Here is an 11,853-nt window from a genome sequence, read left to right as displayed (position 1 = left end):
TAGAGGAACTAAAAAGTGTGGGAGCGATACCTCAGATTGCTTGGGAACCAAACGATGGCTTAGATGCTGTGCAGGATGACGAATACCTTCGCAGCTTTGCAAAGGATGCAGCAGCGAGTAATGTACCTATTTTTCTACGTTATGGCTCGGAAATGAATGGAAATTGGAGTGCCTATCATGGTGACCCTGATAAGTATATAGAAAAATGGCGTCTGGTTCATCAGGTTATGAAGGAAGAAGCCCCTAACGTGGCAATGGTATGGACAGTCTTCACCTTTCCGCAGGCTAATATAAAGGATTACTATCCAGGAGATGACTATGTGGATTGGGTCGGTGTAAATATATATAATGTTGTGTACCACAACAACGATATTAATGACTATGCTGCAGATGAGGATCCGTTAGAACTGTTAGACTATGTATATCAATCATTTAGTGACCGTAAGCCAATACAAATCTCCGAGTGGGGAGTAACACACTATACAGTTACTGATGGCAATTATTATATTGATTGGGCACAGGATAAGATGTTAAGAATGTATAATGGATTAATGGACAGGTATCCTAGGGTAAAATCTGTCTATTATTTCAATGTAAACAACCTAGCTAATGCACCTGTAGATAGAAGAATTAATAACTATTCATTAACAGCTAATGAAGTAATACTTGATACATACAAACAGGTTATAAGTGATGACTATTATCTATCCGAGTTTTTGGATAATACTGTAGATATTATGGTAGAGGGTAAGAGTGTAGAGCTATCATCCTATCTAATTGTAGATGGTGATAAAGTTTATGTACCATTAGGACCTGTTCTAGAAAGTCAGGGGATAAAGCCGTCTTTTGATTTGGGAAAAATTGAGTTTAAATGTAAGGATTACCCCGGTGCGGTGAGCTTAACTATTGGGACAAAAGAGACAACCATTAATGGGGAAAAAATTGTGCTTTCATCAAACCCTTTTATCCATCAAGATAGAATATATATGAACCTAAGTGATTTGCAAATAATTTTGCCCTATACAGTAGAACTATCCCGAGAGGTAGTATATCAAAAACAGCCTTTTCAAGGATTTATAGTGTCTGACCAGGAGCCGTTAGAAATATTTTATCCCAAATGTATATCACTTAATGGTGTGACTATGATAAGTATTAGAGATGTAGCTGATCTGTTTGCCTGGAGGATTAAGTGGAATAAGGATGATAACAAACTGATAATTGACTCTCAAATTGGCGAGAGACATTTGACTATTGGAGACAGTACAGTTCAGACACCAAATGGTATCAAAGAACTGAGCAATGCACCAATTAACCATAGTGGCGTAACATATGTAGGAATAGATGACATTAATAATTTATTTGAAATATCAATTGAAATAGTGTTATAAGCAGCAAAATAAGAACAGCCTCTTGCGGACCATTTTACGTTTCTAATCCGTAAGGGGCTGTTTTTCTTAATTCAAATTGTTCTGTTGCATATATTGCTGTATACCTTCTCCATGCTGCTGCTCTTCCTTTTGGATGTGATTAAGGGCTTGACGGGCGCTGCTGTCATTAAACTGAAAGATTGTATCATCATAACTGCCGGAAACAAACTTTTCAGTCATCAACATATCCTGGCATAATGCTGCATCATCTGCATTGCCCATTGCACCTTGCATTTTTCCCTGCCCACCTGCTTGATATCCCGTAGATTGATTGGTAGCCTGCTGATTTTGTTGCTGAGACATTTGTGGAACCTGACCATTTAAAATTTGATTTACAGTATCCTTATGCTGTTGTTCCTGCTTAGCGTATGTTTGAAAAAGCTGCTTCAATTGTGGATCTTGCACTTGGTTTGCATACTGATTGTACTTTTGAATACATATTTCCTCATGCTTTTTTTGATCTTGTAACAGCATTCTCTCTTTCTGAGATAGTTGTACTGGCACTAATATCACCTCCTATCTCTATTTTTGGATTACTATAATTAAATTATTCACTTTCTCATAAAGACAATCAAATGTTCCATCCAAACGATACTTTTACAAGGGCAGAACTAGCAACAGTCCTTGCAAAAACCCTAGATACCCTAGAATATGCAGAACCAATTGAAGAAACTCTTTAAATTATCGTGAAAATTTTTCCTTGACTTCATATAGTTAATTTAATATTATTAGCATAGGTAGGGTAATTTAACATATTATGCTAAATTTCTATACGAACATGAAAAAGCAAACTTACTGAAAAGTAAGGACGCAAAACTATGGGTCTAAGACTTTCAGAGTTAAGACTGCCAGGTTGCCGGATGTTTTTCTTAAAGGTATGATGAATCTCATGGGCAAACGTTGCTTATGAGATTTTATTTTGCATTAAAAAATGGAGGGGATGAAGTGAAGGGTAAGAAATTATTAAGTTTAATTTTAGCTATTGTAATGATTATGAGTTTTACTATTGGGTGTAGCACAGCGGAACTAGGACTGTATAAAATGATTAACGAAATGAAACAGCTGACCAAATACGAGCAATCTGGAGAAATTGAAATTAATATATCTGTCGATGAATTGGCTACATCAGAAATGAATATAGGTGAACTGATTACTATGCAAAAAATAGAGGCATTTTTGGGTGAGAATAATATTGCATATTTAAGTGAGTGGGATTTGGATGAACAGCAAGGCTCCCTAATTCTTATGCTTAAAAATAAAGATAATCAAGAAACAACTGATTTTTTCACCTTAATCTACAATCAAGAGACCATCTACATAGATATAGAGCAACTCTTTAGCTTTGCACAGATATTCATGGATGAAGAAACCTTTAGTGAAGATGATATGAACATGGTTAAGGAGATATTTGAGGGCACCCAATATCTGTCCATTGACCTTAAAGATATAGAAGAGATGTTAATTTATGACATGCAAGATCCAGAACAAGTGGATGTTTTAATGAAGTACTATGATCCAGTTAAGGCAAAAACAACCCAAAAATATTTTGATGACTTTATAGACGGCTTAATTAAAAATGTTTATGATAATTACTCCATGGACATTGTAGAAGGAGGTAATAATAAGTATACTGTTACCTTCGACCTTGAAGACTTAGCGATTGTTCTAATATCATTAATTGAATATAGCGTAGATAATATTGAAGAGCTATCTATGTATGTAAAGGATTATATAGATGCTACAGATGATGAAGTAATTAATGACCTATCCATACTATTAGAAGAGGATCCAGTATACCTAAAAGAGCAAATAAAAGGAACAATGGATATGATGGTAGTGGAAGTTACTACAAACGAAGAAATGATTAAGGAAGACTTAAGAGAGTTTCGGGCTGAAGTGGCAGGTCCAGAATATAAGGATATTCTTAATAATTTCAATACCATGGTGGCCTTTGAAAAATTAGAAGATGAAAGTTACCAAACCTCACTACAGACAAGCTTTAGATATGTTGACCAGTTTACTCAACAAGAAATGTTTAACGTAGAGTTTAAAATTGACCAAACCTTAGTACCCTTGCAGAGTGTTACTGTCAACGTTCCAACAGATAATGTAATGACCCTTGAACAGCTTCGAACCATAATAGATGAGATAGAATCTGCACAAAATACAGAGAAATCCTTAGTTTTAACCCTTGAGCAAGGGCAGGCTATTGTTGATGGCTCACCCATGATACTGGATGTACCACCTTTTATGAGGAATGGCAGAACCTTAGTACCCTTTAGATTTATAGGAGAACAACTTGGTGCTTCAATAGATTGGAATGCGACTGATAGAAGTGTTAGTTATATCACTCAAGACACAGAAATTACATTGTATATAGACAGCACAAAAGCGATTATTGATGGAGAAGAAATCACCTTAGATACTCCTCCTATTCTTAAAGATGGCAGAACTGTTGTACCTGTAAGATTTATTAGTGAAGCACTAGGATTTTCTGTGGATTGGCTACCAGATGTTCGCCAAATCACTATTACAGGATCAGCGGGTCCTGTAAATTCCAATTAAAATATTCACAAACAAATTCATACAAAAAGCCGACAGCCCCTTATCCTTAGGGGCTGTTTTAGTTAATGTGGGTTAAGTATTGCTGTTTACCCTTCCTTTATGCTAGTATTGACAAAAGATGAAAGGTGGGGGAGAAACTATGCGTATAGGAGTATTGACAGGTGGGGGAGATTGTCCTGGTCTAAATGCAGTAATTAGAGCGATAACAAGATCAGGGCTTTACCGGGGTGATAAGATATTTGGTTTTAAAGATGGCTTTAAAGGGTTGATAGAAAATAGATATATTTCTCTAAATCATGATAGTGTATCAGGCATCTTAGCACGTGGTGGAACAATTTTGGGTACAACCAACAGAGATAATCCTTTCAAGTTCAAGCAGATTATAGAAGGAAAAGAAGTATTTGTAGATATGTCTGAGGTAATCAAAGAAAACTACAATAGCTTAGGGTTGGATTGCCTAGTAGTTATAGGTGGTGATGGTTCCATGAGGCTTGCCAATGAAATATCAGCCAGAACTGATATTAAAATAATAGGAGTTCCCAAGACCATAGATAATGATATCGTCGGGACAGAAATGACCTTTGGATTTAATACTGCCGTTGATGTTGCAACACAGGCATTGGATAGATTACACACAACTGCAGAATCTCATCACAGGGTAATGATCTTAGAAGTAATGGGCCGGGATGCAGGCTGGATTGCTCTTCATGCAGGCATGGCAGGGGGAGCTGATATCATCCTCATACCTGAAATCCCCTATACTCTCGAGGTAATAAATAAGACTATTCAAGAAAGAATAGCTCGTGGTAAAAACTTCAGCTTGATTATAGTAGCAGAGGGAGTTAAAAATCTGACTGGGGATCAAATTATTCAATCAGGAATACCAAAGGATATCTTTAATATCCCAAGGTTAGGCGGGATCAGTAACTGGCTGGCTAAGATAATTGAAGACTATACAGGAATAGAATCCAGAGCAACTATTCTCGGGCATCTGCAGCGGGGCGGCTCTCCTAATAGCTTTGACAGGGTCTTTGCCACTCAACTAGGAGCTAAAGCAGCAGAGCTAGCTGCTGATGAAAGATTCGGAGAAATGGTAGCACTAAGAGATAATAAAATTGTAAGCATTCCATTGGAAGAGGTTAAAGGTATACGCCTCGTCTCGCTAGAAGATCCCCTTGTAAAAACATGCCGAGAAATAGGTCTGTCTTTTGGGGAAGGGCAAAAGTAAAAGCCGAAGAAAAGTGTACGAATACCCATTTTATGGTACAATAATTATATAAAAGATAGAAAGCAGGTGTAAAATCTGAGTGAAAAAAGTGGATGATTTAAGGGGAATAAAAACAGCTATTACGGATAATAAAAGGTTTATTAAGAAACATAAAATTGAGTTGCTGGTCGTTATAGGGAGCTTTGGAACAGATAAGTTCTTGCATGGTGAAAGTGATATAGACATAGCTTTTCTAACTGAGGTTCCCATTAAAGAGGACCAAATGCTGGGTTTCTTAAATGAGCTTTCAAGTATAATTAAATATAGTAAACTGGATTTGATCGACCTGCATTACGCTTCAGGCTTGTTAAAATTTGAAGTTGCCACTAAAGGTAGGCTTTTATATGAGAAGACTCAAGGACTACTTGAAAGGTATAGACTTTATTGCTATAGGTATTACTATGATACTAAAAAATTCAGAGTTATGCGACAGGAGTATTTTGAAAATAAACTGGGGGAGTTAATGAATGGGCAAGGTTGAAATTGAAATTATTCAAGAAAAACTATTGTCATTGATACATACTATTCTGAGCTCATGGAACTTAAGGACATTAATTATGAAGAATATCTAGGGAATAAGCTTTATAAAAGGACTGTAGAGAGATTAATTCAATTAATTGTTGAAGTAGCTACTAATATTAACAATATGCTATTAAAAGGCTTGGAATTTGGTCCTACAGTTGATTACTATTCTTCCTTTATTGAGTTGGCTGAGGCTAATGTTTTACCCATGGAATTTGCCCTTAAGATTGCTCCTTCTACAGGTCTAAGGAACGTTATAGTTCATGAATATCAGAAAATAAATGATGCTACAGTACACAAATCTATAAAGGAAACATTGTCATATTATAAGAGTTATATGAAATATATTAATGATTATTTGAAAACTTAGCTTATGAACAGTAAAAAGCTGGCACTTTAAATTAACAAGTACCAGCGAAACTAAAACAATACCTGACTTGCTTACCAACCTACTCTAGTGTAAAATAATGGTAGAAAGAGACCATAGAGAGGCGATTTTATGGTTAAATTAGATAAAAATAAAATTGAATCTATTATAAATTACCTTCTGGAAAAAGTAGATCCTTATCTAATTATTTTATTCGGCTCTGTTGCTAAGGGATATATGAGGGCAGATAGTGATGTAGATTTAGGTTTTTTAAGCGATAAGAAACTAGACAACTATGAAATATTTCTAATTGCTCAAGGTTTAGCAGATATTTTAGGGAGAGAAGTTGATTTGGTTGATTTAGATCAAGCTTCCACAGTCTTTCAAGCCCAAGTTATTAGTTCTGGTAAGGTCATTTACTGTAATAATGAAAAAAGAAGAAAGCTTTTTGAGATAGTGGTTTTAAAAAAATATGTCCGATTAAATGAAGAGCGAAAACCTATCTTGGAGAAAATTAAGGAAAGAGGTAATATATATGGATAGGGATATTATTATTAATAAAGTTCAAGTAATTGAGCGATGTATTGCAAGGATACATGAGGAATACAATAACAATTCAAAGAACCTGGAAAATTATACAAAACAGGATTCAATAATATTAAATATACAAAGGGCTTGCGAAGCAAGTATTGACTTGGCAATGCATGTTGTCTCAGAAAAAAAGTTAGGTCTTCCACAAAGCAGTCGTGAAGTTTTTGATTTGCTTTGTAAGGATAAATTGATTGACGAAAGTTTAGCAGACCGCTTGAAAGCAATGGTAGGTTTTCGAAATATTGCTGTTCATGACTATCAAACTTTAAATTTGGAAGTTATAGAGAAAATTATTGATAATAATTTAGATGATCTAAAGGTATTTACAAAAAAGCTAATTAATAAAGGTACCGGGAACTAAGAAATCAAGGAGATAGGTACATTGATTTAGAAATGGGGGAGAGGTATACGCCTCGTCTCTCTAGAAGATCCTCTTGTAAAAACTATTGTCATTGCATACATACTATTCTGAGCTCATGGAACATAAGGACATTACTATTCTTCATTTATTGAAATAAATAAGCGCTACAGTACACAAATCTATAAAGGAAACATTGTCATATTATAAGAGTTATATGAAATATATTAATGATTATTTGTAAATTTAGCTTAAATAAGGAAGTATTGTTCTTATAACCTTATAAATTAGCTCTAGCTCCGTATCTGAACACTTGTCTAGTAAAACATTAATCTCCTTGCTCTTATCCATATTACCGTTAGATACCCCATAATGATCATTACCTTCCAAGAAATAACTAGCATCCTGGTTAACAGCTCCAAAGATCAGGTAATCCAAAGATTCCCGCAAATGCTTACTGATTTTAACCAAAACAGGAAGACTCATTTGCCTTTCTCCACGTTCTAATTGTCCAACATAGTAGTCTGAAAGCCCAATAATCTCTGCAAATTTCTCTCGTGAAAGACCTAGCTTTTCTCTTTCTCCCCGTATTCTTTGTCCAATCGCCTTGAGATCTATATCTTTGTCACCTACCATTTTATCCACTCCTCGCCTGAGGCTACTTTATCGAACTTTAGATAATACCTGAATGTGCTATTAGCATATATTTATTATTTGCAAATAGCTTTGATTTAATGTAAAATTATTGCAGGTGTTTTAGAGGAGTGATAAGGTGGGTTTATCAACTAGAATAGAAATAGCAAGAAAAATACTTGTTAATGCTGTTAATATGAATATGAGTAAAAATATCCTCTTAAAAATCAGTCAAAAAATGGACAAGTATATTGTTCAATATTATATAGAAAAGAAGGAAGAGGAGGATGCTGAAAAATGATATGGACTGCTTTAGCTATAATTCAAATGATTATCATCATATGTTTTGTAATTATAATTAAGCATCTATATAAGAAAGCACATACTGATATGCTGACTGACCTTTACACAAGGAGATATTTCTATAAGAAAATGGCAGAGTTGAAGCGAAAAAGACCGGTATTTCTGATTTTAATTGATATTGATAACTTCAAGGATGTCAATGACATATATGGTCATCCAGTAGGAGATCAGGTACTAAAGCAATTTGCCAGGATACTGAAGAGTAATACAAGGGATAGTGACCTAGTAGTCAGGTGGGGAGGAGAGGAATTTGCAGTAGTACTTTTTCGTACAGATGTTAGAGAAGCAGTTAAAATTTCTAACAGAATCAAAAGTACTGTAGAGAATTTTTCTTTTTCTTGTGAGAATGTAACTTGCAAAATAACTGTTAGCATGGGCATAGCATCCACAAAAAAACAAGAGGAGCTCGAACTAGAGCAATTTATAAAAATAGCTGACGAAGCACTATATAAAGCGAAAGAAAAAAAGAACTGCATTATTTGTAGTGAATGTTAGTAAGGCATATAGCTTCTTCCTTTCACAGGAACAAATTTTCCCACTCCACGTCTAACTAACCTATAAAATAAATAAATCATAAAAAGGTAAAAAATGTATAAGACAAGCAATATACTAATCATGTATAATTGATATTGATGGAGCAACACATGAATTCAGGGAGTGGTCAAGGCTATGGAGGAAGAAATCAATTTACGAGAAATAATCGAAGTACTAATCCGGGGAAAAGTATTTATTGCTATAATTACAATAGTGGCGGTGTTAATAAGTGGAGTCTTCAGCTTTATTATTTTATCACCTACTTATCAGGCGAAAACAACACTTTTAATTAATCTGCCAAATATCAGTCGCCAGGACGCTGACAGCAGTTTATCAGTATTTTTAGAATCAATTTCCCAATATCCTACCATGACAATGGAGACTCTTCGTTCCCAGGTAATAAACCCTGATCTACTACGAGCTGCTCTTGACATGCTACAGACTAATGACGAAGAATTGACATTGACAGGTCTTGAACAAAAAATAGATGTGCAGATTGTAAAAGACACAAGCCTTATGGAGATCTCAGTCAATGATAAAGACCCTGCTTTTGCAGCAGAAATGGCCAGCATATTGTCCCAGGAATTCATTAAGTTCATTAATGATCAAAACAAAGATAGGATGAATCAGTCAGTATCCTTCTTGGAAAAGCAGATACAAATAGAAGGTGAAAAGCTGGATGAAGCTGTAGAAGAAATGAAGACGTTTTTGTCTCAATCTCCAGGAGTAGAGGAATTGAGCTACGATATTAATGCTAAATTAATGCAGTTAACTGAATTCAAAACAACTATAGTAAGTCAGCAAATTGAGCTTGAAAAGCTACAAGCTAGCTTATCAAGTGCACAAAAAGAACTAGAGCAAACTCCCATGACATTAGTAACTAAAAAGTCTGTAATTGATGATCCTTTATTATCAGGCTTAATACAAGATACAGAAGATATGGATACTAGTTCTTTAAGCAAAATAGAGTTGGAAACAGAAGAAATTAATCCATCATATGTGTTTCTTTCAGAAACAGTTAGCTTTGATAAAATATCGATTTCGCAGATTGAAACCGAATTGACCGGTTTAAATCGCGAAATAAGAGAATTAAAAGTACAATTAGATAAGCTTAATGCACAATATGCTGAGAAGAGAACTTTACATGATCAGCTTGAACAGAAGGTCAATACCCTAAGTGGTACATACCAGGCCTTTGCCAACAAATATGAGGAAGCTAGAATTGCTGCATCTGCTGAAATGGGTGACAATACTGTAACTATTTTGGCTTCAGCACAGGTGCCTGAAAATCCTATAGCGCCCAATAAAAAACTCAACCTAGCTATAGCAGGGGTATTAGGTATAATGATTGGAGTCTTTGTAGTATTCCTCCGTGAATTTTGGATAAATAGTAATCCGAACAAAAAGTCGCAGAATCAAGCCGTTTAAGGCCCTGCGGCTTTTTAAGTATGTGCTCGACTAAAACTATATGGGTAATCTATGGAAAAAACACAAGTTTTAGGCAGGAAATGTACTAATCATATAGAATAACTTCTATTGATGCAGAAACAGTCGAATCTTAGGAGTTGTTAAAGTTATGGAAGAGGAAATAAATTTACGAGAACTTATAGAAACACTTTTACGAGGCAAGGTAATTATATCCGTTATTACAGTTATGGCAGTCTTAATAAGTGGCGTACTTAGCTTTTTTGTTCTCACACCTACATATCAGGCCAAAACTTCACTTATGGTCAATCAACCAAATATTCAATCAACAGAATCTGATAATCCAATATCAGTTTTGTTAGATTCCTTGTCACAGTATCCTACAATGAATTTAGAAACAATAAAAGCTCAAATTAAAAATCCAGAGATCCTTCAAAATGTGGTTGATAAACTAGATTTTGAAGAAGAGATGTCTCCTGCAAGGTTTGCAGATAAGATTAGTGTAGCAAATGTAACAAATACTAATTTGCTTGAGATTTCTGTAATAGATACTGATCCTGCAAAGGCCGCCGAAATAGCAAACATACTTTCACAGGAATTTATTTCTTTTGTAAATGAACAGAATAAGCAGAGGATGGGCCAATCAGCATCCATACTACAAACTCAAATGGAAATAGAAAATGAAAAGCTAGATATAGCCGTTGCTGAGATGCAGGAGTTTTTAGCTAGATCCCCTGGAGTGGATGAGTTAAGCGCAGAGATTGGCTCTAAGCTAAGCATGCTTACAAACTTTAAGACATCAATGGTTAATAAAGAACTGGAGCTAGAACAGCTATATGCCCATTCAAACAAGGCTAAAGAAGAACAGGCAAGTACCCCTGAGGTATTAATAGTAAAAAAATCAGTTATCGACGATCCCCTTTTAGCTGGTTTGATAAGAGATACTGATGGTAAGGATACTGCTTCTTTAAGTGATATTTCTATAGAGACAGAAGAGGTAAACCCAGTACATATAAATCTTACACAGATAATAAGTTCAGACAATATTTCAATGGCTCAAGCAAAAGCAGAATTATCGGGGTTAGAAAGAGAAATCGATGTAATTTCAAGACAGTTAGAAGAGCTTCAAAAAGAATATGCAGAAAAAATAACAGTACATGAACAGCTAGAACAAAAGGTAGATACCTTGCGTAGTACATACCAGTCCTTTGCTAATAAATATGAAGAAACAAGAATAGCTGCAACGGCTGAAATGGGGGACAATACAGTATCTATTATGGCATCAGCACAAATACCTGAGAACCCTATTGCCCCTAGAAAAATGCTTAATGTGGCAATAGCAGGAGTGCTTGGAATAATGGTCGGAGCATTTGTAGTATTCTTCCGTGAATTCTGGATAAATAGTGATCCAAACAAAACTAAACTAAGCGCCTGACCTGGGTATGTTGGGAAAAACTGCTGAATTTGATAATAGTTACAGGCAGGATAATCATGATCAATATAGAAAGTACAATATACGGTAAAAAGTGGTATTCCATATCAAGATAGGAGGGCATAATCATGGCACACCCTGATAGAAAGAAGCAGCGTGAGAGAAAAAAGCAGAAGCTAAGAGAAGAGGCCCTTTTAAGAAAAAACAATCTTGATGTGGTGGATTTAACACCTTTTAATGCCATAAAGCTTATAATTAATAGCAAGGTGAATATTCAATATAAATAAGGCAAAGAAAATTCATCCGTTTATAAAGAATGGATGATTTTTTAGTTCTTCCAGTTAAAATACAGAGGGTTTAAGAATACCT

11 protein-coding genes and 1 pseudogene are annotated in these 11,853 nt (G+C 35.1%); 10 read left to right on the top strand and 2 right to left on the bottom strand.

Annotation, left to right across the window (positions count from 1 at the left end):
• A pseudogene (locus APF76_16125) lies at nt 1-713 on the top strand.
• Nucleotides 714-1,454: 741 nt separating this feature from the next.
• Here APF76_16125 and APF76_16120 read toward each other — a convergent pair.
• Nucleotides 1,455-1,931, bottom strand: a complete 477-nt coding sequence (locus APF76_16120; GenBank protein ID KUO49328.1) for a coat protein F — start codon at nt 1,929-1,931, stop codon at nt 1,455-1,457.
• Between the two features lie 441 nt (nt 1,932-2,372).
• Here APF76_16120 and APF76_16115 point away from each other — a divergent pair, with 441 nt between their 5' ends.
• The 6 genes from APF76_16115 to APF76_16090 all read left to right on the top strand — a co-directional run bounded on the left by APF76_16115 (nt 2,373) and on the right by APF76_16090 (nt 7,100).
• A complete protein-coding gene (locus APF76_16115) occupies nt 2,373-3,992 on the top strand; it encodes a hypothetical protein (protein KUO49327.1) in 1,620 nt (539 codons plus the stop codon).
• 139 nt (nt 3,993-4,131) lie between these two features.
• On the top strand, nt 4,132-5,220 hold the full coding sequence (locus APF76_16110; GenBank protein ID KUO49326.1) for a 6-phosphofructokinase: 1,089 nt from the start codon (nt 4,132-4,134) through the stop codon (nt 5,218-5,220).
• 79 nt (nt 5,221-5,299) lie between these two features.
• Nucleotides 5,300-5,740, top strand: coding sequence for a hypothetical protein (locus tag APF76_16105; protein ID KUO49325.1), 441 nt, complete (start codon nt 5,300-5,302; stop codon nt 5,738-5,740).
• A gap of 54 nt (nt 5,741-5,794) precedes the next feature.
• Entirely contained in the window at nt 5,795-6,151 is a 357-nt protein-coding gene (locus tag APF76_16100) for a hypothetical protein (protein ID KUO49324.1), read from the top strand.
• A 129-nt stretch (nt 6,152-6,280) separates the two neighbouring features.
• Complete coding sequence (locus APF76_16095) at nt 6,281-6,691, top strand: DNA polymerase subunit beta (GenBank protein KUO49323.1); 411 nt, start codon at nt 6,281-6,283, stop codon at nt 6,689-6,691.
• Nucleotides 6,684-7,100: a hypothetical protein gene (locus APF76_16090; protein ID KUO49322.1), complete on the top strand. Its 417-nt coding sequence runs from the start codon at nt 6,684-6,686 to the stop codon at nt 7,098-7,100. The genes APF76_16095 and APF76_16090 overlap by 8 nt, the downstream gene beginning before the upstream one ends.
• Before the next feature lie 243 nt (nt 7,101-7,343).
• Here APF76_16090 and APF76_16085 read toward each other — a convergent pair whose 3' ends face one another.
• The gene (locus APF76_16085) at nt 7,344-7,733 is read right to left on the bottom strand and encodes a DNA-binding protein (GenBank protein ID KUO49321.1); all 390 of its coding nucleotides are present in this window, start codon (nt 7,731-7,733) and stop codon (nt 7,344-7,346) included.
• Nucleotides 7,734-8,027: 294 nt separating this feature from the next.
• Between APF76_16085 and APF76_16080 the strand changes: the two genes are divergently transcribed.
• The 3 genes from APF76_16080 (at nt 8,028) to APF76_16070 (ending at nt 11,487) form a co-directional block, all read left to right on the top strand.
• The gene (locus APF76_16080; protein KUO49320.1) at nt 8,028-8,588 is read left to right on the top strand and encodes a hypothetical protein; all 561 of its coding nucleotides are present in this window, start codon (nt 8,028-8,030) and stop codon (nt 8,586-8,588) included.
• Nucleotides 8,589-8,762: 174 nt separating this feature from the next.
• Nucleotides 8,763-10,055, top strand: a complete 1,293-nt coding sequence (locus APF76_16075) for a hypothetical protein (protein ID KUO49319.1) — start codon at nt 8,763-8,765, stop codon at nt 10,053-10,055.
• Between the two features lie 148 nt (nt 10,056-10,203).
• Nucleotides 10,204-11,487 (top strand): hypothetical protein, encoded by a 1,284-nt coding sequence (locus APF76_16070; protein ID KUO49318.1) that lies wholly within the window; start codon nt 10,204-10,206, stop codon nt 11,485-11,487.
• Nucleotides 11,488-11,853 lie beyond the last annotated feature (366 nt).

This window comes from Desulfitibacter sp. BRH_c19 (genome assembly GCA_001515945.1).
Taxonomy (GTDB): domain Bacteria; phylum Bacillota; class DSM-16504; order Desulfitibacterales; family Desulfitibacteraceae; genus Desulfitibacter.
Note: the sequence above shows the minus strand (reverse complement) of the source record. Positions and strands in the feature narration are given on the sequence as shown.

Excerpts from the sequence above, each read along its gene's own strand:
- APF76_16110 (KUO49326.1), top strand. The coding sequence starts at position 4,132 with ATGCGTATAGGAGTATTGACAGGTGGGGGAGATTGTCCTGGTCTAAAT.
- APF76_16085 (KUO49321.1), bottom strand. The coding sequence starts at position 7,733 with ATGGTAGGTGACAAAGATATAGATCTCAAGGCGATTGGACAAAGAATA.
- APF76_16080 (KUO49320.1), top strand. The coding sequence starts at position 8,028 with ATGATATGGACTGCTTTAGCTATAATTCAAATGATTATCATCATATGT.
- APF76_16075 (KUO49319.1), top strand. The coding sequence starts at position 8,763 with ATGGAGGAAGAAATCAATTTACGAGAAATAATCGAAGTACTAATCCGG.
- APF76_16100 (KUO49324.1), top strand. The coding sequence starts at position 5,795 with ATGGAACTTAAGGACATTAATTATGAAGAATATCTAGGGAATAAGCTT.
- APF76_16070 (KUO49318.1), top strand. The coding sequence starts at position 10,204 with ATGGAAGAGGAAATAAATTTACGAGAACTTATAGAAACACTTTTACGA.
- APF76_16090 (KUO49322.1), top strand. The coding sequence starts at position 6,684 with ATGGATAGGGATATTATTATTAATAAAGTTCAAGTAATTGAGCGATGT.
- APF76_16095 (KUO49323.1), top strand. The coding sequence starts at position 6,281 with ATGGTTAAATTAGATAAAAATAAAATTGAATCTATTATAAATTACCTT.